A 20,459-nucleotide genomic window follows, 5' to 3' on the forward strand; every position below is an offset into this window, starting at 1 on the left:
CGTGCAGCCTCAGGATGTCCAGACGCCGTGTGTAGTCCTGGCGTGAATGGCGGGCGCACAAGGAGGCCACGTCAAAACTGGTAGTTCACACTGACCAGCAGGCTGCGCGGGGCGCCCGGCATGGCATCGGAGCGCCAGTATTCCTTGTCCAGCAGGTTCGAGAGGGCAGCGGTTGCCGTCCATGCGCCCTGGCGCCAGCCGACCAGCGCATCCCAGCGCGTGTAGCCGGGCACCTGCGAGGTATTGGAGGCATTGAGCCAGCGCGCACTGGTGTGCGTGGCGCCGATCTCTGCGTACCACGGGCCTTGCGGCGCGTAGCGCACGAAGATGTTGCCGTTGCGCAAGGCGGTGTCGGGCAGGTGCTTGCCTACCAAAGCCGGTTGCTGCTTGTCGGCCACCACCTTGGCACTGGTCACGCCCACGCCGCCGCGCACGTACCACGACGAGGCCACGCGGCCCGCCGCGCTGAACTCGATGCCGCGCGAGCGCTCCTTGCCGCGCACCGCCCAGGTGAAGGGGTCGTTGACCGCGTCGGGGCGGTAGCGGATGTTGGCGTGTTCGAGCTGGTACACCGACAGCTGGGTCGAGAGCGCACCGTTCAGCCAGTCGCTCTTGACGCCCACCTCGACCTGGCGCGAGTGCTGGGGCTCGTCGTCGTAGACGGCGGTGGGCGAGACATCCACACTGATCATGCCGCGCCCGCCGTAGGGGGAGTAGCTCTTGTTCCACGAGGCGTACAGGCTGTGCTCGCGCACCGGCTGCCAGACCACGCCCAGGCGCGGGCTCACCGAGTCGCCGTCGTAGCCACGGCCCACACTGGTCAGCAGGTTGGTGCTGTGGAAGTCGAAGCGGTCGTAGCGCAGGCCGGCCAGCACTTTCCACTCGGGCGTCAGGCTGATGAGGTCCTGCACGTACAGGGCCTGGCTTTCAGCCTTGTGCAGGTTGTGCTGGGTCGGGTTGCCCTGGGCCGGCTTGGCGCCCCAGGCGATGGGCTGCAGCGGGTCGTAGCTGAAGGTGGACGCGGGCTGGCCGATGCGCGGATGGCGCTTTTCCTCGCTCACTTCCACACCCACCAGCACCTCGTGCTGGATGCTGCCGGTGCTGAACTTGCCCGTCAGGTCCACCGTGTTGGACAGGGTCTCGTTGGCCGTCTGCTGCCAGGCGTAGTTGGGCCGCACCTGGCCGCGCCAGGTGCAGGCCGCGCCCGCCGAGGTCTGGCCCGCCGCATTGCAGTAGGTGCCGGCGAAGTAGTGGTCGAAGTCCTGGCTGGCCTCGCGCTTGCTGGCCACCCAGCGCACGCTCCAGGCCTTGTTGAAGTCGTAGGAGAGGTCCGAGCGCAGCACGCGCAGGCGGTCTTCCACATAGTCGTCCGGGTGGGCGAAGCCCTTGCGGATCGAAACGGCGGCCGGCAGCTGGTCGTAGGCCGGGCCCCGGTCGGGCGCGCGCCAGATGTTGTCGTAGGTGTACTGGCCGGCCCAGCGCAGGCCGGTGCGGGTGTCCACCAGGATGCTGGGCGAGACCATCTCGTTCTGGTTGCTGATGCCGCTGCGGAAGCTGTTGGCCTGCTCGCGGTCGGCCGTCAGGCGCACCGCCACGTGCTCGTTGATGACCTTGTTGATATCGAGCGTGCCGCCGTAGTTGTCCCACGAGCCGCCGCGCAGGGTGATGCTGCTCTTGGCATCGAAACGCGCCTGCTTGCTCACCAGGTTCACGACGCCACCGCCGCTGCTGCGGCCGTAGAGCACCGAGGCCGGGCCCTTCAGGATCTCGATGCGCTCCACATTGGCCGTGCTGCGGCGCACCTGGCCGCTCTCGCGCACGCCGTCGCGGTAGATGTCGCCCGAGTCGGCGTTGAAGCCGCGGATCATCACGCCCTCGCCGCGCATGTCGTACTTGGTGTTCACGCCCGGCACACCGTCGAGCATGATCGCCAGGTCATTGATGCCGTAGCTCTTGTATTTGTTGACCTCCAGCGTGTCGATGGTCTGCGGGATGTCCCGCGGCGCCATATAGGTCTTGGTGGCGGTGGTCACGCCCTCGGGGCGCACATCGTCGGCGTCGTACTGCGAGCCTGTGACCTGCACGGCAGGCAGTGCGGCATCGGCCTGGGCCCAGGCCTGCTGCGCCGTGCCCAGCAAGGCCAGCAGGCTGGCGGCTGCGGTGGCTGTCCAATGAAAACGGGCAGCCTTGTTGCTGCCCGCAGGGTGCTTGTGTGCCATGGGTACTCCAGATATTCGAGCGTGCAGCCCCCTCCGGCCGCTACCGCTCACACGAAGTACACATTTTAATACAAACGATAATTATTCTTATTCAACTCTTTGCACGCCAAGGCACAAACGCGAGCAGGGCCCGTGAAGGCCCGTTGGAATGCGCCACCCCCTGCCCTCAATGGATGGCGGCGGCGACGATGAGGCTGATGCCCAGGCACATGGCAGCCACCACGACGCCCAGCGCCACGTTCTGCTTCTCGACAATCTCGCCCCACAGGTCGTAGGGGGTGATCTTGTCGACGATGACAAAGCACAGCCAGAAGATGACGACGCCGATCAGCGCGTACAGGATGGACCCGAGGAACGCCGCGGGCTTGAGCCATTCGATTCCCATCATGGTGGAAGCTCCTTGATAAATTACTTGTGCCCGCCGCCGCTGGAATAGCCGCCGAACGAGCCGCCCGAACTGCGGTAACCACTGCCGGACGACCCGGAACAGTTGCTCAGCAGGATCAGCAGGATGATGATGACGATCGCAATGATGATGATGGTGCCGCAGCCCAGGCCCGATTTGGCCACGAAGGGCCCCGGGTCGTCGCGCTGCAGCACATCCTTCTTGTCTTCGAGCTTGAAGGCCTTGGCCACGGTGTCGCTGGCCAGCTTGTCGCCCGAGGACCAGGTCACCTCATTGGGCGTCTGCTCCATCGACAGCAGGCCCTTGGCGCTGGCGAAGTCGCGGTTCGAGCTCTTCTGGCCGCGCGTGACCTGCCAGTAGAACTCGCCGAGCACATAAGTGGTCTCGGCCTCGTAGCTGTATTTGAGCTGGTAGGTGGTGCCCAGGTAGGTGGCGCTGCGGCCGCTGGCCGCCATCTGCGGCGCACCCGTGGTGGGGCGCACCATGCTCCAGCCGTCCTCGGCATCGACCAGGAAAGCAAAGCCGCGCTTCTGGTTGTACAGCAGGTACTCGCTCCAGCCGAAGTGCTCGTCGTCGCCGGGCTCCACCCCCATGCGGTGCTGGAAGCCCACCACCTGCCAATGCACACCCTGCAGCTGGCCCTTGCTGCCCAACGGGATGATGGGGCGCACGGGCTCGTCCTGCTCGGCCGAGCGCAGCTCGCCGCCCACGCCGCTATCGAGCGAGATGATGCTCGCGCACGACCCGCAGGTGACGCTCTTGGTGGTGGACAGCTGCACCTGCACCGGCGCACCGCAGTGCGGGCAATTGAACTGGCGGCCCTTCTCGTCCTTGGCCGACTCGTCCTTGAGGCCGGTGAGCTTCAAGTCCTCCAGCAGCACGGCACGGCCGCGCTCCAGGTGCGGCGGCGTATGGCCGTAGTCGATGCTGAGCACCTCGCCATCGGCGCTGCGCAGCTCGACCATGTCGAAGGGCTGGCCCAGCGGCGGCAGCTTGGGCAGCTCGCCCTGGGCCGAGATCAGCGTGGCGCTGCCGCTGAAGGCGACGGAGTACGACTTGCCGGAAATGGCCGTGGTGGCGCCGATGCGAAAGCGGCTGGCCTCGGGCAGCTCGCGCCCGGCTTCCATGGGCCGCGTGAAGACATAGGCGCCGTTGTCCTCGCCCAGGCTGGCCAGGGTGCCATCCTGCAGGAAGGCGGACCACTCGGTCCAGACACCCGCCTCGGTCTTGTACTGCAGCCGGCCGATCAGCGTGAACGGGAGTTCCTTGCCGTCGAGCGTGATGCGCCCGCTGGCCATGAGCTGCAGCGGGCTGTGGTCGTCGAACAGCTCGGCCATCTTGCCCAGGCGCTGCAGCACGTCGCCGCTGCGCACCACGGTGCTCTGGCAGTAGCCGCAGACGGCGTGCGTGGACTGCGCGCTGCGGAATTCAACCGGCGCGCCGCAGCCCGGGCAGGGCGCGCGGTAGGAACGCTGTGTGGGTTCAGTGGCCATTCGGACGGTGCGCTCGACAGCCGGGTGCGGCCATGCAGGGGCCCGTCAGCCCGCTGCTGCCCGCACGCCTGGCGCCGGTAGCGAAGGTAGGTTGCACCGGCCTCAGATCAGCTTCTTGAGCAGTTCGGACTTCTTGGCATCGAACTCTTCCTGGGTCAGGATACCCTTGGACTTGAGTTCACCGAGCTTCTCGAGCGTGGCCATCACGTCCTCGGGCTTGACGCCGGTCGCCGCGGCCACGGCCGCCGCTGCAGGAGCGGGGTTGCCGCCACCCTGCAGACCTTGCTGCAGGTTCTGCGCCATCACCTGGCCCAGCGCCACGCCAGCCCCCAGGCCCATGGCATCGCCCGCGATGCCGCTGCCGCCACCGCTGTTCTCGGCGAACTTGGGGATGGCCTGGGCCGTCTGGTACTGCATGAACTTGGCCATGTCGTTGCCGACCATGCCCATGCCGATCTTCTGGTCCAGGATTTTCTGCAACTCTTCGGGCAGTGAGACGTTCTGCACCGTGAGGTTCTCGATCAGCAGGCCGAGCTTGGCGAACAGGGGGGCCAGCTCCTTGGTCAGCGCATCGGCGAACATGACCTGGTTGGCCGCCAGGTCCAGGAAGGGCAAACCGCTGCCGGCAATGGCGTTGCTGATGTTCTGCAGCACCAGGCCGCGCAACTGGCCTTCGAGGTCGCCCACGGGGTAGACATCGCGCGTGCCCGAGATCTCGGTGTGGAACAGCTTGGGGTCGGCAATGCGGAAGGCGTAGTTGCCGAAGGCGCGCAGGCGCACCGCACCGAAGTCCTTGTCGCGGATGGTGATGGGCTGGGGCGTGCCCCATTTCTGGTCGATCTGCTGGCGCGTGCTGAAGAAGTAGACATCGCTCTTGAAGGGCGACTCGAACAGCTTGTCCCAGTTCTTGAGGTAGGTCAGCACCGGCAGCGTCTGCGTGGTGAGCTTGTAGGTGCCGGGGCCGAAGACGTCCGCCACCTTGCCTTCGTTGACGAACACGGCCATCTGCGACTCGCGCACCACCAGCGTGCCGCCGTTCTGGATTTCCATGCCGCTCATCGGGAAGCGCCAGGCCAGCGTGCCATCGCCATCCTCGGTCCACTGGAGGACGTCGATGAACTGTTTCTTGATGAAGTCCATGAGGGCCATGTCTGCTCCCTAGTGCGTTGCCGCAGTTGAAAAGACGTCCATCATAGCAACGGGGTTGGCACCGCCAAGGGCATTTTGATTCCCCACTGCGTGACGGAATTCACGGTGTGGCGGGGCGGCAGCCAAAGCGCGGTCATCAATAGTTTCAATGCTGAAACTAGCCGAACTCAATTGGCCCTGGCTATTGAGAATGCCTACCATTTCATGATCGGCGGCACTGCCGCACGAATGAAGAAAGGATTCCACCATGGCCCGCATCCGCCAACTCGCCCAGCAGAACAAGACCATGCTCATGAAGACCGGCAGCTACTACCTGATCCACATCAGCGTGGCGGCCATGGTGGCCTATGCCGTCACGGGCAACCTCTGGGCCTCGCTCACGCTGAGCCTGCTCGAACCCACGGTGCAGGCCGTGGCCTTCTTCTTCCATGAAAAGGCCTGGGACCGCGCAGCCCGCCGCCGCTCAGCCAGCGCTGCCGATGCCCTGCCTGCCGCGGCCTGACGGCCATGCGCAAGCAGTTCACCCAGTGGGCACAGCAGCTTCTCGCGGCCTACGCCCAGGCGCATTGAACGCCGCCTGGCCGCGGGCTCAATGTCCCTCGAAATCCACCAGGGTGTAGAGAGGCAGGCCTGATTCCCTCAGTCGCTGCGAACCGCCGAGCTCCGGCAGGTCGACGATGGCCGCGCCCTCGGTCACGGTGGCGCCCAGCTTCTCCAGCAGGCGCCGGCCGGCCATCATGGTGCCGCCGGTGGCAATGAGGTCGTCGATCAGCAGCACGCGGTCGCCGGGCTTGACGGCATCGGTGTGCAACTCCACCGTGGCGCTGCCGTATTCGAGTTCGTAGGTCTCCTCCACCGTGGTGAAGGGCAGCTTGCCCTTCTTGCGGATCGGCACGAAGCCCACGTTGAGTTCATAGGCCACCACGGCGCCCAGGATGAAGCCGCGCGCATCGAGCCCGGCCACCACATCGGGACGCAGGGCCTTGTCCATGTAGCGGTGCACGAAGGCATCGATGAGCACGCGGAACACCTTGGGGTCCTGCAGCAGCGGCGTGATGTCGCGGAACTGCACGCCGGGCGCCGGCCAGTCGGGCACGGTGCGGATGTGCTGGCGCAGGTATTCGTTGACGCTGAGGGGCTGCATGGGGTGTGGGGTGGATGGCACAAAGGGTGCGAGTGTAAACACCAGCGCGGGGTCTGCAGCCGCAAATGCGGGCCCATAATGGATCATCGTTACACCTGCGGTACGCAGGCCCTCCTGCCCTGATCCGACCATCCAGCCACACCGGCCATGCCCATCTCCGTCCTGCTGATCGAAGACGACCGGGAACACGCACGGGCGCTCGTCGATGCATTGGTGGACCCCTGGCTGGGCTGGAAGGCGCACGTGGCGCCCTCGCTCGTGCAGGCACAGCTGTGGCTCAGGGACCACACACCGGACATTGTGCTGGTCTGCCAGCATTTCTCCGACGGCTCGGCCTACGACGTGCTCGAGCACATGGGCCGCGTGCCGGCCATGATCATCGTGGATGCCGGGGCCGACGCCCAGGCGGCGCACGCCATGCGCCACGGCTTTGCCGATTTCGCCATCCGCGACCCCGGCTGCAATTACCTGCTGGCCCTGCCGGCGCAGATCGAAGCGGTGCTCGAGCACAGCAGCAGCCAGCGCGCGCGGCGTGCGGCCGAGGCCATGCTGGCGCGCCAGCACCGGCTGCTGCAGGCCATTTCGCGCGCCCAGGCGGTTTTCATCGCCAGCTCCACGCCCCGCGCGGCATTCGATGCCCTGCTGCACGAGCTCATGGAGCTCACGGGCAGCCGCTTCGGCCTGCTGGGCCAGGTCCAGCGCCACCAGGACGGCAGGCCGCTGCTGCGCCTGCACTCCATGGCCGACGTGGACTGGGACGAGGCTGCACGCGAGCGCTACATGGGCGGCGCCCAGGAGGGCATCGTGCTCGACGACCTGGACTCCCCGCCAGGCCAGGCCATGGCGACCGAGCAGCCGGTGATCCAGAACAACAACCCCGCGGCGGCTGCCGAGCAAGTTGCGGGCCTGCCGCCGGGGCATCCGCCCATCGTCTCCTACATGGGCCTGCCCATCCTGGCCTCGGGCGAGCTGGTCGCCGTGGTGGGGCTGGCCAACCGGCCCGGCGGCTACAGCGCCACCGACGTGCAGTTCCTGCAACCGCTGCTGAGCACCATCGGCCAGCTGGAGCTGGCACGCCGGGCCGAGCTCGCCCGCCGGCAGGTGGAGGAGCAGCTGGCGCGCACCAGCGAGTTGCTGGCCGACAAGACCCGCGCGCTGCAGAGCACCCTGGCCAGCGTGTCGCAGGGAATCACCAAGGTCGATGGCGAGGGCCGCATCCGCGTCTACAACCAGCGCTACCTGGAGCTCTTGAACCTGCCCGAGGAACTGCTCGCGAGAGAGCCCCGGGTGGAGGAGGTGGTGCGCTTCCAGACCGAGCGCGGCGACTTCGGCACCGGCTTCCAGCTGATCGAATCCAAGGCCCGGGACTACGTGGGCGCCGAGTACGCCGCGCATGGCGGCAAGCTGACCATGCCGGACAGCTACGTCCGCCGCACGGTGGCCGGCCGATTCATCGAGGTGCGCACGCGCCCGCTGGAGGACGGCGGCCGGGTGCGCACCTTCACCGACGTAACCGACTACCTGGGTGCGCTGGAGGCCCTGCGCGAGAGCGAGGCGCGCTGGCGCAGCCTGACCCAGCTGTCCTCCGACTGGTATTGGGAGCAGGATGCCGAGTTCCGCTTCGTACGCCTGGAGGGCAGTCCGCAGAACAAGATGGACCTGCCCGACAACCAGCTCTATGGCCTCACGCGCTGGGAGTTGCCCAATACCTTTGCAGACGACGGCCAGTGGCGCGCGCACCGCGAGCAGCTCGCGCAGCGCCAGGTGTTCCGCAATTTCGAGATCCAGCGCATGTCGGCCGCGGGCGAGCCGATCTGGGTGTCCATCAGCGGCGAGCCGATCTTCAATGCCGAGGGCGAGTTCACGGGCTACCGCGGGCTGGCGCGCGACATCACCGAGCGCAAGCGCGCCGAGGCCGAGATCCAGCGCCTGGCCTTCTACGACGAATTGACCAAGCTGCCCAACCGCCGCCTGCTGCTGGACCGGCTGGAGCGCGTGGCGACGGCCTGCGAGCGCGAGGGCCAGCATGGCGCCCTGCTGTTCCTGGACCTGGACAACTTCAAGGGCATCAACGACACCATGGGCCATGAGTGGGGCGACCGCCTACTGGTGCAGGTGGGTGACCGCCTGCGCGCCAGCGTGCGCGCCACCGACACCGTGGCGCGCCTGGGGGGCGATGAATTCGTGGTGGTGCTGGCCGGCCTGAGCAGCGAGGAGACCGGGGCCGCCGTCGAGTCGGAGGCGGTGGCGCAGAAGGTGCTGCAGGCCCTCAACGAGCCCTACGACATGGATGGCAGCGAACTGCACAGCACGCCCAGCATCGGCATTGCGCTGTTCCGCAACCGGGAGCAGCCCGTCAACGAACTGCTCAAGCGGGCCGATCTGGCGATGTACCAGGCCAAGGCCCAGGGGCGCAACACGCTGTGCTTCTTCGACCCGGCCATGCAGGCGGCGGCCACGGCGCGCTCGGCGCTGGAGGGCGACATCCGCCAGGGCATCCAGCGCAACGAGTTCCTGCTGCACTACCAGCCCGTGGTCAACGCCACGGGCCAGACCATGGGCGCCGAGGCCCTGGTGCGCTGGCAGCACCCGCAGCGCGGCATGGTGCCGCCGGGTCAGTTCATTCCGCTGGCCGAGCAGACCGGGCTGATCCTGCCGCTGGGCCAGCGCGTGCTGCACCTGGCCTGTGAGCAATTGGCGCGCTGGAACCGCGACAATGCCACAGCGGCCTGGACCGTGGCCGTGAACGTGAGCGCGCAGGAGTTCCGCCACACCGAATTCGTGCCCCAGGTGCTGCAGGCGCTCTACACCACGGGCGCCGATCCGGGGCGGCTCAAGCTGGAGCTGACCGAGAGCCTGCTGCTCACCGACGTGGAGGAGAGCATCGTGAAGATGCAGGTGCTGCGCAACCTGGGCGTGGGCTTCTCGCTCGACGACTTCGGCACCGGCTACTCCTCGCTGGCCTACCTCAAGCGCCTGCCGCTGGACCAGCTCAAGATCGACCAGAGCTTCGTGCGCGACGTGCTCACCGACCCCAACGACGCCGCCATTGCCTGCACCATCGTCGCGCTGGCGCACAGCCTGGGCCTGGACGTGGTGGCAGAAGGGGTGGAGACCGAGGGCCAGCACGACTTCCTGCTGCGCAACGGCTGCCAGCAGTTCCAGGGCTATCTCTTTGGGCGGCCCGGCCCCGCAGAGGCGCTGCAGCCCGGCTGATCCGGCCTGTCAGCCTTTCAGCAACTTGGCCTCGGCCAGGCTCAGCGCCGCGGGGTGGCCCGACAGCACCAGCGTGTCGCCCTCGGCCAGCGCCGCATCGTCCACCGCAGCACTCACATGGCCGTTGGCTCGGCGCAGGTTGACCACGCGCACGCCCATGGCAGGCAGGGCCAGCTCGCCCAGCGCCTGGCCCAGGGTCTTGGCGCCCAAAGGCAGGGTGACGGTGGCCAGGCGCTCCTGGTCGCGCTCGTTGACGGTGTCGTCGTCGGCCCCGTGGAAGTAGCCGCGCAGCAGGTTGTAGCGCGCATCGCGCTGGTCCTGCACCAGGCGCAGCACGCGGCGCATGGGCACGCCGACCAGGGCCAGGGCATGGCTGGCGAGCATCAGCGAGCCTTCGATGGCCTCGGGCACGACCTCGGTCGCGCCGGCATCCCGCAGCTTGTCCAGGTGCAGGTCGTCCTGGGTGCGCACCACCACCGGCACCTGCGGGGCATGGGAGCGGGTGTTGGCCAGCACCTTGAGCGCGGCGGGCACGTCGATGTAGGTCACGGCCACGGCGCTGGCACGCACCAGGCCAGCCGCCATGAGCGCCTGCAGGCGCGTGGCGTCGCCATAGACCACCGAGTCGCCAGCGGCGGCGGCCTGGCGCACGCGGTCCGGGTCCAGGTCGAGCGCCATGTAGGGAATGCCTTCGTGCTCCAGCATGCGCGCCAGGTTCTGGCCCGAGCGGCCGTAGCCGCAGATGATCACGTGCTTGCTCGAATTGATGGACTTGCGCGCAATCGTCGTCATCTGCAGCGACTGCTGCAGCCAGTCGCTGGCCACCAGCCTCATCACGATGCGGTTGCTGTGCATGATGAGGAAGGGCGTGGCCAGCATGGACAGCACCATGGCCGCCAGGATGGGGTTCATGAGCGCGGGCTGCACCAGGTTGTTGGTCTGGGCCAGCGACAGCAGCACGAAGCCGAACTCGCCGGCCTGCGCCAGGTACAGCCCGGTGCGCAGCGAGACCCCTGTGGTGGCCCCCATGCCGCGCGCCAGCACCAGGATCACCACCAGCTTGAGCGTGATCGGCACCACCAGCAGCGCCAGCACCAGGCCCCAGCGGTCGACCAGGATGTGCCAGTCCAGCATCATGCCGATGGTGATGAAGAACAGCCCGAGCAGCACGTCGTGGAAGGGCCGGATGTCGGTACCCACCTGGTGGCTGTACTCGGTCTCGGACACCAGCACGCCGGCGATGAAGGCCCCGAGCGCCAGGCTCAGGCCGGCCACCTCGGTGAGCCAGGACAGGCCCAGGGTGATGAGCAGCAGGTTGAGCATGAACAGCTCTTCGCTCTTGCGGCGCGCAACCAGGGTCAGCCACCAGCGCATCACGCGCTGGCCGCCGGTGAGCAAGAGGCCCACCAGCACCGTGGCCTTGAGCAGGGCCCAGCCCAGAGCCACCAGCAGCTTGTCGGGCGAAGACCCCAGGGCCGGGATCAGCACCAGCAGCGGCACCACGGCCAGATCCTGGAACAGCAGGATGCCCATGACATTGCGGCCGTGCTCGCTTTCGAGTTCGGCGCGCTCGGCCATGAGCTTGACCACGATGGCCGTGCTGCTCATGGCCATGACGCCCGACAGGGCCAGGGCCGTCTGCCAGCCCATGTCCCAGATACCACCGAGCAGGTAGGAGAAGGCCAGCGAACCACCGGCCGCCAGGGTCATGGTCACCACCACCTGCATCAGCCCCAGGCCGAACACCTGGCGGCGCATGGCGCGCAGCTTGGGCAGGCTGAACTCCAGCCCGATGGCGAACATCAGGAACACCACGCCGAACTCGCCCAGATGGCGCACGCCCTCGGAGTTCTGGGCCAGTGCCAGCGCATGCGGGCCGATCAGCACCCCGGCGGCGAGGTAGCCCAGCATGGGCGGCAGCTTCAGGCTGCGGCAGACCACCACGCCCAGCACCGCGGCCAAGAGGTAGAGCAGGGTGAGGGCGAGTGAGGACATAGGCTGATGCTATCCGAGCCCGGGCAGGCCGGTCGATAGAATCTCGCGCATGACCGCCGTACCTCCCCCTTTCGATGCCGAGCAGGCGCTGCGCCTGGCCCGCGAGACCTTCGGCATCGAAGCCGCCGCCCTGAACGCCCTGGCCGCCCGCGTGGATGCACGCTTTGCCAACGCCGTGCAGATGGCGCTGTCCATCCGCGGCCGCGTGGTCGTGATGGGCATGGGCAAGAGCGGCCATGTGGGCCGCAAGATCGCCGCCACCCTGGCGTCCACGGGCACGCCGTCCTTCTTCGTGCACCCGGGCGAGGCCAGCCATGGCGACCTGGGCATGGTGACCGAGCACGATATGGTGCTGGCCATCTCCAACAGCGGCGAGAGCGGCGAACTCACCGCCATCCTGCCAGTGCTCAAGCGCCTGGGCGTCCCGCTGCTGGCACTGACCGGCGGGCTCGATTCCACGCTGGCGCGCCACGCCGACCTGGTACTCGACTGCAGCGTGGACCGCGAAGCCTGCCCGCTGAACCTGGCCCCCACCGCCAGCACCACGGCCCAGCTGGCCATGGGCGACGCGCTGGCCGTGGCCCTTCTCGATGCGCGCGGCTTCCGCCCCGAAGACTTCGCGCGCTCGCACCCCGGTGGTGCCCTGGGCCGCAAGCTGCTGACGCATGTGAGCGACGTCATGCGCTCGGGTGGCGACGTGCCGCGCGTGGCGCCCGAGGCCTCGTTCAGCGAGCTGATGCGCGAGATGAGCGCCAAGGGCCTGGGCGCCTCGGCCATCGTGGATGCGGCCGGCCAGATCCTGGGCATCTTCACCGATGGCGACCTGCGCCGTCGCATCGAGGCCGGCGCCGATCTGCGTGCCGCCACCGCAGCCCAGGTGATGCACCCCTCGCCTCGGCGCATTGCCCCGGACGCCCTGGCCGTGGACGCCGCCGAGCTCATGGAGGCCCACAGCATCACCAGCGTGCTGGTGGTGGACGCTGCCGGGGCACTCGTCGGCGTGGTGCACATCGGCGACCTGATGCGCGCCAAGGTGATCTGAGCCATGGCGAGCACCCTTTCCGGACAGCCGGCCTTGCACTTCGCCCCCGAACTCCTGTTGCGCGCCCAGGCTGTGCGCGTGGCCTTCTTCGACGTGGACGGCGTGCTCACCGATGGCAGCCTGCTGTTCACCGACGCCGGCGAAACCATCAAGCGCTTCAACACCCTGGACGGCCACGGCCTCAAGCTGCTGCAGAAGGCCGGCATCACGCCGGCCGTGATCACCGGCCGCGACTCGGCCCCGCTGCGCGTGCGCTTGAAGGCGCTGGGTGTGGAGCACGCCTTCTTCGGCACTGAGGACAAGCGCCCCGCGGCCGAGGACATCCTGGCCCGGCTGGGCCTCACCTGGGACCAGGCCGCCGCCATGGGCGATGACTGGCCCGACCTGCCCGTGATGCGCCGCAGCGCGCTGGCCTGCGCGCCGGCCAATGCCCAGATCGAGGCCCGGCAGAACGCCCACTACGTGACCACCGCGCGCGGTGGGGATGGCGCAGCGCGCGAGTTCTGCGATCTGCTGCTCGTCGCCACCGGGCACTATGCCCGCCTGCTGGCAGACTACACCGCATGACCGCCGTCCCGCATTCTTCGCCCGCCACCCCCGACCTGCTTGCCGGAGGCCGCCCATGAGCCGCCGCCGCATGCTGCAGCAAAGCTGGGAGCGCATTACCCTTTACCTGCCGGTGATGATCATGGGCCTGCTGGCCCTGGGCACCTGGTGGCTGGTGCGCAATGCGCCCGCACCCCTGGCGCCGGCCACGGAGAAGGCCCGCAGCAACCAGCCCGACTATTCGATGAAAGCGTTCTCGGTCAAGAGCTTCGATGCCAAGGGCCGGCTGCAAAGCGAGGTGCAGGGCGACTTGGCACGGCACTTTCCGGACACGGACACGCTGGAAATCGACCATGCGCGCATGCGCTCGGTGGCGCTGGACGGGCGCCTGACCCTGGCCACGGCCAACCGCGCCCTGAGCAATGCCGACGGCAGCGAAGTCCAGCTGTTCGGCAATGCCATTGTCACGCGCGAGCCGCTGCCCGCCCGCTCCGGCGTGGCCGCCCAGCCGCGCATGGAGTTCCGCAGCGAATTCCTGCACGCCTACACCCAGACCGAGCGCGTGCGCTCGGACAAGCCCGTGGTGCTGACGCGGGGCAATGACCGCTTCACGGCCGATGGCATGGACTACGACCACCTCGACCAGGTGCTGCAGCTGCGCGGGCGGGTCAAGGGCGTGCTCATGCCGGGTCCCGCCAAGTAAGCTGGCGCTGCACCACGCCATCCGCCACCACCACCAAGGCCTTCATGACCCTGCAAGAGCAAACACCACTGGCCTTCATCACCGGCGCCTCCAGCGGCATCGGCCAGGCCCTGGCCCTGCGCTTTCACCAGGCCGGCTACCGCCTGGCCCTGGTGGCGCGCCGCACCGAGGAGGTCAAGGCATGGGCGGTCGCGCAGGGCATCGACCCGGCGGACTACGCGATCTACGGCGCCGATGTCGCGGTGGTGGACAGCATCGTCGCCGCCGGGCGCGACTGCCTGGCGCGCCAGGGCGTGCCCGACGTGGTGATCGCCAATGCCGGCATCAGCGTCGGCATGGACACGGCCGTGCGCGGCGACATCGACGTCATGGCGCGCACCTTCGCCACCAACAACATCGGCATGGCCGCCACCTTCCACCCCTTCGTCGACGCCATGGTGCAGCGCGGCAGCGGCACCTTCGTGGGCATCGGCAGCGTGGCCGGCATCCGCGGGCTGCCCGGCCATGGCGCCTACTGCGGCAGCAAGGCCGCGGTCATCAGCTACTGCGAAAGCCTGCGCGGGGAGATGCGGCCCCATGGCGTGCGCGTGGTGACCATCTCGCCCGGCTACATCGACACCCCGCTGACCCAGCGCAACCGCTACGGCATGCCCTTCCTCATGAAGGCCGAGGATTTTGCGGAGCGCGCCTACCGCGCCATCGCCGCAGGCGTCACCTACCGCGTGATCCCCTGGCAGATGGGCGTGGTGGCCAAGCTCATGCGCCTGCTGCCCAACTGGGTATACGACAAGGCACTGGCTGGCCGGCCGCGCAAACGCCGAGAAGACGAGTGACAACCCCCTGAGCCCCTTCGCGCCTCGGTGCGTCCACCAGAGGCGGCCACTCTTCACTGCCAGGCTTGGAGCCGCGGCCCTCAGCCCCTTCTCTCGGATGGCTGCGCCGTTCGGGAAGGGGGACACCGCCAGCGCGGCGGGGCGGCGGGGCGGCGCTTCGCGCCACCGAAGATCGCGGCAAAGCCGTGCAAAATATCCGGGCATGAAAAAAGCCCCCGAAGGGGCTTGTCCTGGGTGCGCGAGGCGCAGCCGGTTGGCTCAGTAGCCGCTGTTGCCGCCACCACCGTAGCCGCCGCCACCGCCGCTGCGGCCACCGCCGCCGCCGTTGCGCGAGCCGGAGCCGTAGGGGCTGCGGAAACCGCCTTCGCTGCGGCCGCCACCACCGTAGCCACCACCGCCGCCGCCATCACCACGGCCACCGCCGCCGTAACCGCCACCGCCGTCACCACGGCCGCCACCACCACCGTAGCCGCCGCCACCGCCTTCACGGCCTCCGCCACCACCGTAGCCGCCACCGCCGCCACTGCGGCCACCGCCGCCATAGCCGCCACCACCACCGCCGCCAAAGCCGCCGCTGCGGGGGGGACGGGGTTCCATGGGGCGTGCTTCGTTCACCACGATGCTGCGGCCGCCCAGGGGCTGGCCGTTCATGCCGTTGATGGCAGCCTGGGCTTCTGGATCGCTGCCCATTTCAACAAAGCCGAAACCCTTGGAGCGGCCCGTGTCGCGCTCCATCATCACCTTGGCACTGGTCACTGCGCCGAATTGGCCAAAGGCCTGCTCCAGATCGCTGTCGCGCACCGAATACGGCAAATTGCCAACGTACAGTTTGTTGCCCATCGAGGGACTCCTCAAAAACACATGGATAAAGCGATGGAGTCCCGATACCGCAGCCAGCTAATCTCAATGACGCTCTCAGCGCGAAACTGACGGATCACCGCAAACTTGAGACGGGCAAAACCCGCCAAGCCATTATGCGCCACAAATTTCCCAAAAAAGCAAGCCTCATGGTCTGGCGGGGTACGGTGTGGTGGCATGGTGACAAATGCCACAGCGAAGAAAACAAGAGGTGCCTCTGGTCTGCCTTGGGCATGAAAAAAGGAGCCCGAAGGCTCCTTGTTTTTGTCCTCAGCAGGCCAGGCCTGTGGGAACGGGTGTGCGCTGCTTAGTAGCTGCCACGGCCACCGCCGTAACCACCACCACCGCCGCCGCCGCTACGGCCACCGCCGTAACCGCCGCCACCACCACCACCGCCATAGCCGCCACCACCGCCGCCGCCGAAGCCGCCGCTGCGTGGAGCGCGGGGCTCCATGGGACGGGCTTCGTTGACCACGAGGTCACGGCCGCCAAAGTTGGTGCCATGCACGCCTTGGATGGCGGCTTGTGCTTCGGCATCGCTGCCCATTTCGACAAAGCCGAAACCCTTGGAGCGGCCGGTGTCACGTTCCATCATGACCTTGGCGCTGCCCACCGAGCCGTACTGGCTGAAGGTTTGCTGCAGGTCTTCGTCGCGGAAGCTGTAGGGCAGGTTGCCCACGTAAAGTTTGTTGCCCATGAAAGGACTCCTGAAAAAACATGAAAACGCGATGGAGCCCGACGCAATCAACAAACCTGTGACGACTTCAAAGACGCGAAACTGACCAATCACCGCTAACCGCCTCACTGCTGTGCAGAAAGGCGGGCCCATTATCAATCACTTTATGTGGCTTGTGGTGTTTTATTTCAGCAAGGGCAAACCCGGACTGACACCTTGCCAATCGGCGCAGCATCGGGTTTTCCCTGGGTCTTATGAACATTCGCATACAATAAGCGTGTCTTTGGGGAGTAGCCCGCCAGGTCGCGCCATGCGCCGGGGGCATGCGTCAACACACTTGGGTTCCTTGCAACCCATGGCGCATGCGGTTCTTCATTCTTTCTTGAATGATCTGGAACTGGGCAAGACCATTGACTGCATGCCGATCCAATGGCCGGAGTCGGGGTGCAGTCAATGCGTTGCTCACAACAATCCGGCCGGATTGTCCCCACACCATGGAAGCCTTCTTCGTTTCGACCGCCATCGTCGCCCTTGCCGAGATGGGCGACAAGACCCAACTGCTGGCGCTGGTACTCGCCGCCCGTTTCCGCAAACCCTGGCCCATCGTCCTGGGCATCCTGGTGGCCACACTGGCCAACCACGGTCTGGCCGGCGCCCTGGGTGCGTGGGTGACCACCATGCTGGGCCCTCAGATGCTGCGCTGGATACTGGGCGCTTCCTTCATCGCCATGGCCATCTGGATGCTGATCCCCGACAAGCTCGACGAGGAAGAGGCCGGGGGCACGCCGCGCTGGGGCGTCTTCGGCACCACGCTGATCGCCTTCTTCCTGGCCGAGATGGGCGACAAGACGCAGATCGCCACCGTGATGCTGGCGGCCCAGTACAACGCCTACCTGGCCGTGGTGGCGGGCACCACCATCGGCATGATGCTGGCCAACGCTCCGGTGGTGTGGCTGGGCGAGCGCATCACGCGGCGCGTGCCCATCAAGGCCGTGCACATGGTTTCGGCCGGCATCTTCCTGGTGCTGGGCTGCATCGCGCTCTTCGCTCCGGTGGCCGCGCCCTGAGCACGTGCGCAACCCGCCCGGCTTTGGTATAGTTCCCATCGCGCCGATTTGCCATAGCTTGCGGGCGCTTTATAAATTCTGCTAAAGACCCGACCGACACCCAAAGCCCGGCCTCGTTTTTAGCGATGCCGGGTTTTTTGTTGCCTATGTCGTTCATTGCCATATCCCAGTCCATGCGTTTCGAGGAGGTGCTGCCGCTGCAGAGCGGCGCCTCCATCCGCGACTATGTACTGGCCTACGAGACCTACGGCACGCTCAATGCCGAGCGCTCCAACGCCGTGCTGGTCTGCCACGCCCTCAACGCCTCGCACCATGTGGCCGGCGTCTACGAGGGCCAGCCGCGCAGCGAGGGCTGGTGGGACAACATGATCGGCCCGGGCAAGCCGGTGGACACCAACCGCTTCTTCGTGGTCGGCGTGAACAACCTGGGCTCGTGCTTCGGCTCCACCGGGCCCATGCACACCCACCCCGACACCGGCGAGGTCTACGGCGCCGACTTTCCGGTGGTCACGGTGGAGGACTGGGTCAACGCCCAGGCGCGCCTGCTCGACCGCCTGGGCATCACCCAGCTGGCCGCGGTGCTCGGTGGCAGCCTGGGCGGCATGCAGGCCCTGGGCTGGACGCTGCAGTACCCCGAGCGCATGCGCCATGCCGTGGTGGTGGCCAGCGCGCCCAACCTCACGGCCGAGAACATCGCCTTCAACGAGGTGGCACGCCGCGCCATCGTGACCGACCCCGACTTCCACGGCGGCCACTTCTACCGCCACGGCGTGATCCCGAAGCGCGGGCTGCGCATCGCACGCATGATCGGCCACATCACCTACCTGAGCGACGACGTGATGAACGAGAAGTTCGGGCGCCAGCTCAGGCACCAGGTGCTCGAACAGGGCAGCCAGGACACGCCTGCGCCAGGCGGCGCGGGGGCCTACCGCTACAGCACCCAGGACGTCGAGTTCCAGATCGAAAGCTACCTGCGCTACCAGGGCGACAAGTTCAGCGAGTACTTCGACGCCAACACCTACCTCCTGATCACGCGCGCGCTCGACTATTTCGACCCGGCCTCGCACTACGGCGGCAACCTCACGCTGGCCCTGGCGCGGGCCACGGCCAGGTTCCTCCTGATCAGCTTCACCACCGACTGGCGCTTCTCGCCCCAGCGCAGCCGCGAGATCGTCAAGGCCCTGCTCGACAACCGCCGCCGCGTGAGCTATGCCGAGATCGACGCGCCGCACGGGCACGACGCCTTCCTGCTCGACGACCCGCGCTACATGGACACCATGCGCTCGTATTTCGACAGCATCGCCAGGGAGGTACAGGCATGACCGAGAAAGCCACCATGGAGGCGCTGGCGCGCCTGGTCCCCACCGGATCGCGCGTGCTCGACCTGGGCTGCGGCGACGGCGCCATGCTGTCCTACCTGCAACGCGAACGCGGCTGCAGCGGCTACGGCATCGAGATCGCCGACGCCAACGTGCTGGCCTGCGTGCGCCGTGGCGTGGACGTGATCCAGCTCAACCTGGACGAGGGCCTGGCCATGTTCGGCGACAACAGCTTCGACGTGGTGCTGCAGATCGACACGCTGCAGCACCTGCGCAATGCCGAGGTGATGCTGCGCGAGACGGCGCGCGTGGGCCGCACCGGCATCGTCGCCTTCCCCAACTTCGCGCACTGGCCGAACCGCCTGTCCATCCTGCGCGGGCGCATGCCCGTCACGCGGCGCCTGCCTTACCAGTGGTACGACACGCCCAACATACGGGTGGGTACGTACAAGGACTTCGAGGTGCTGGCGCACAAGAACGAGCTGCGCGTGCTCGAATCCTTCGGCCTGCAGGACGGGCGCGAAGTGCGCGTGCTGCCCAACGTGATGGCCGGCACCGCCGTCTTCCACTTCGAGCACGCCTGAGCCCGCCGCAGGCGGGCGCCATGCGCGCGTCATGCAAGCGGGTTATGGTGGCGGGTTGGCAAACGCCCTCCGGAGATCCCCATGCGCCTCGACCCCTTGAAGTCCACCCTCGCCACCGTCCTGGCCACCCTGGCCCTGGGCGCCGCCGCCCAGCAGGCCTGGCCGCCCACGCCGACCGTGATCGCGCACCGCGGCGCCTCGGCGCTGCGCCCCGAGCACACCCTGGCGGCCTACCAGAAGGCCATCGACGACGGCGCCGACATCATCGAACCCGACCTGGTGATCACCAAGGACGGCGTGCTCGTGGCCCGGCACGAGAACGCCATCGCCATCCTCAACGCCGACGGCTCCGTGAAGGAAGCCACCACCGACGTGGTCGACCGCCCCGAGTTCGCCGCGCGCAAGGCCACGCGCAGCATCGACGGCCAGTCCATCACCGGCTGGTTCACCGAGGACTTCACGCTGGCCGAGCTCAAGACCCTGCGCGCCCGCGAGCGCATCCCGGCGCAGCGCCCGGCCAACGTGGCCTACAACGGCCAGTTCGAGATCCCCACGCTGCAGGAGGTGATCGACTTGGCCCGGGCGCAGAGTGCCAGGACCGGCCGCACCATCGGCATCTACCCCGAGACCAAGCACCCGACCTATTTCCAGTCCATCGGCCTGCCGCTGGAAGCGCCGCTGCTTGCGGTGCTGGAGAAGAACGGATGGAACCACAAGGACGCGCCGGTGTTCGTGCAGTCCTTCGAGGTGGCCAACCTGCAGGCCATCCGCAAGCTGAGCAGCGTGCGCCTGGTGCAGCTGGTCGCCCCCTCGGGCCGGCCCTATGACTTCGTGGCCCAGGGCGCGGCCAACACGCGCAGCTATGCCGACCTGGTCACGGCCGAGGGCCTCAAGCAGATGGCCAGCTATGCCAGCGCCGTCGGCCCCTACAAGACCCTGGTGGTGCCGGTGAAGGACGGTGTCCTCGGCGAGCCCACTGCGCTCGTGGCCAACGCCCGTGCGGCAGGCCTGCCGGTGCACATCTGGACCCTGCGGCCCGAGAACAGCTTCTTGCCCACCAGCCTGCGCAAGGCCCCGGCCAGCGACGCCACCGCGCGCGGCGACAGCATTGCCGAGATCACGGCCTACCTGCGCGCCGGAGTGGATGGCTTCTTCACCGACGACTCGGCCGTGGGCCGCGCCGCCGTGAAGGCATTCACCGCGAAATAG

The 20,459-nt window shown here is 67.6% G+C and carries 19 protein-coding genes and 1 riboswitch; of the genes, 10 read left to right on the forward strand and 9 right to left on the reverse strand.

Features of this window, described 5'->3' with window-relative positions:
* Positions 1-71: 71 nt before the first annotated feature.
* The 5 genes from AC07X5_RS01290 to AC07X5_RS01310 all read right to left on the reverse strand — a co-directional run bounded on the left by AC07X5_RS01290 (position 72) and on the right by AC07X5_RS01310 (position 5,516).
* Positions 72-2,219, reverse strand: coding sequence for a TonB-dependent receptor (locus tag AC07X5_RS01290; RefSeq protein WP_494768758.1), 2,148 nt, complete (start codon positions 2,217-2,219; stop codon positions 72-74).
* A gap of 166 nt (positions 2,220-2,385) precedes the next feature.
* Positions 2,386-2,607, reverse strand: coding sequence for a DUF350 domain-containing protein (locus AC07X5_RS01295; RefSeq protein WP_409963644.1), 222 nt, complete (start codon positions 2,605-2,607; stop codon positions 2,386-2,388).
* 20 nt (positions 2,608-2,627) lie between these two features.
* A complete protein-coding gene (locus tag AC07X5_RS01300) occupies positions 2,628-4,118 on the reverse strand; it encodes a DUF4178 domain-containing protein (protein WP_494768759.1) in 1,491 nt (496 codons plus the stop codon).
* A gap of 102 nt (positions 4,119-4,220) precedes the next feature.
* The gene (locus tag AC07X5_RS01305; protein ID WP_494768760.1) at positions 4,221-5,267 is read right to left on the reverse strand and encodes an SPFH domain-containing protein; all 1,047 of its coding nucleotides are present in this window, start codon (positions 5,265-5,267) and stop codon (positions 4,221-4,223) included.
* A gap of 9 nt (positions 5,268-5,276) precedes the next feature.
* Positions 5,277-5,516 (reverse strand): hypothetical protein, encoded by a 240-nt coding sequence (locus AC07X5_RS01310; protein WP_494768761.1) that lies wholly within the window; start codon positions 5,514-5,516, stop codon positions 5,277-5,279.
* Here AC07X5_RS01310 and AC07X5_RS01315 point away from each other — a divergent pair.
* Positions 5,515-5,769, forward strand: coding sequence for a DUF2061 domain-containing protein (locus AC07X5_RS01315; RefSeq protein ID WP_409963652.1), 255 nt, complete (start codon positions 5,515-5,517; stop codon positions 5,767-5,769). The two genes, AC07X5_RS01310 and AC07X5_RS01315, sit on opposite strands and share 2 nt — an antisense overlap.
* Before the next feature lie 87 nt (positions 5,770-5,856).
* Here AC07X5_RS01315 and AC07X5_RS01320 read toward each other — a convergent pair whose 3' ends face one another.
* Entirely contained in the window at positions 5,857-6,411 is a 555-nt protein-coding gene (locus tag AC07X5_RS01320) for an adenine phosphoribosyltransferase (protein WP_409963654.1), read from the reverse strand.
* A gap of 147 nt (positions 6,412-6,558) precedes the next feature.
* Between AC07X5_RS01320 and AC07X5_RS01325 the strand changes: the two genes are divergently transcribed.
* Positions 6,559-9,627, forward strand: coding sequence for a bifunctional diguanylate cyclase/phosphodiesterase (locus AC07X5_RS01325; RefSeq protein WP_494768762.1), 3,069 nt, complete (start codon positions 6,559-6,561; stop codon positions 9,625-9,627).
* A 9-nt stretch (positions 9,628-9,636) separates the two neighbouring features.
* Here the strand turns inward: AC07X5_RS01325 and AC07X5_RS01330 are convergent, their stop codons facing one another.
* Positions 9,637-11,622, reverse strand: coding sequence for a monovalent cation:proton antiporter-2 (CPA2) family protein (locus AC07X5_RS01330; protein WP_494768763.1), 1,986 nt, complete (start codon positions 11,620-11,622; stop codon positions 9,637-9,639).
* A gap of 49 nt (positions 11,623-11,671) precedes the next feature.
* On the opposite strand from AC07X5_RS01330, the gene AC07X5_RS01335 reads away from it, so the two are divergent.
* The 4 genes from AC07X5_RS01335 to AC07X5_RS01350 are packed head-to-tail and all read left to right on the forward strand — an operon-like array spanning position 11,672 to position 14,746.
* On the forward strand, positions 11,672-12,664 hold the full coding sequence (locus tag AC07X5_RS01335) for a KpsF/GutQ family sugar-phosphate isomerase (RefSeq protein WP_409963660.1): 993 nt from the start codon (positions 11,672-11,674) through the stop codon (positions 12,662-12,664).
* A 3-nt stretch (positions 12,665-12,667) separates the two neighbouring features.
* The gene (locus AC07X5_RS01340) at positions 12,668-13,231 is read left to right on the forward strand and encodes a KdsC family phosphatase (RefSeq protein WP_494768764.1); all 564 of its coding nucleotides are present in this window, start codon (positions 12,668-12,670) and stop codon (positions 13,229-13,231) included.
* 55 nt (positions 13,232-13,286) lie between these two features.
* On the forward strand, positions 13,287-13,913 hold the full coding sequence (gene lptC, locus AC07X5_RS01345) for an LPS export ABC transporter periplasmic protein LptC (protein ID WP_494768765.1): 627 nt from the start codon (positions 13,287-13,289) through the stop codon (positions 13,911-13,913).
* A gap of 44 nt (positions 13,914-13,957) precedes the next feature.
* The gene (locus AC07X5_RS01350; RefSeq protein ID WP_494768766.1) at positions 13,958-14,746 is read left to right on the forward strand and encodes an SDR family oxidoreductase; all 789 of its coding nucleotides are present in this window, start codon (positions 13,958-13,960) and stop codon (positions 14,744-14,746) included.
* Positions 14,747-15,004: 258 nt separating this feature from the next.
* On the opposite strand, the gene rbp (AC07X5_RS01355) is transcribed toward AC07X5_RS01350, so the two are convergent.
* Both rbp (AC07X5_RS01355) and rbp (AC07X5_RS01360) read right to left on the reverse strand, forming a co-directional pair.
* Positions 15,005-15,586: an RNA-binding regulator gene (rbp, locus tag AC07X5_RS01355; protein WP_494768767.1), complete on the reverse strand. Its 582-nt coding sequence runs from the start codon at positions 15,584-15,586 to the stop codon at positions 15,005-15,007.
* Between the two features lie 325 nt (positions 15,587-15,911).
* Positions 15,912-16,301, reverse strand: a complete 390-nt coding sequence (rbp, locus tag AC07X5_RS01360) for an RNA-binding regulator (protein ID WP_494768768.1) — start codon at positions 16,299-16,301, stop codon at positions 15,912-15,914.
* A gap of 252 nt (positions 16,302-16,553) precedes the next feature.
* Positions 16,554-16,679: riboswitch (yybP-ykoY riboswitch) on the forward strand.
* A gap of 95 nt (positions 16,680-16,774) precedes the next feature.
* Here rbp (AC07X5_RS01360) and AC07X5_RS01365 point away from each other — a divergent pair.
* From AC07X5_RS01365 to AC07X5_RS01380, 4 genes are all read left to right on the forward strand, one after another.
* A complete protein-coding gene (locus AC07X5_RS01365) occupies positions 16,775-17,347 on the forward strand; it encodes a TMEM165/GDT1 family protein (RefSeq protein WP_494768769.1) in 573 nt (190 codons plus the stop codon).
* Positions 17,348-17,493: 146 nt separating this feature from the next.
* Positions 17,494-18,669 carry a homoserine O-succinyltransferase MetX gene (gene metX / locus AC07X5_RS01370; RefSeq protein WP_494768770.1) on the forward strand — a complete coding sequence of 392 codons (1,176 nt, stop codon included), beginning with the start codon at positions 17,494-17,496 and terminating at the stop codon, positions 18,667-18,669.
* On the forward strand, positions 18,666-19,250 hold the full coding sequence (metW, locus tag AC07X5_RS01375; protein WP_409955312.1) for a methionine biosynthesis protein MetW: 585 nt from the start codon (positions 18,666-18,668) through the stop codon (positions 19,248-19,250). The genes metX and metW overlap by 4 nt, the downstream gene beginning before the upstream one ends.
* 81 nt (positions 19,251-19,331) lie before the next feature.
* Positions 19,332-20,459, forward strand: a complete 1,128-nt coding sequence (locus AC07X5_RS01380) for a glycerophosphodiester phosphodiesterase (RefSeq protein WP_409955310.1) — start codon at positions 19,332-19,334, stop codon at positions 20,457-20,459.

This window comes from Acidovorax sp. GW458-11-26-14-TSB4, from assembly GCF_059423865.1.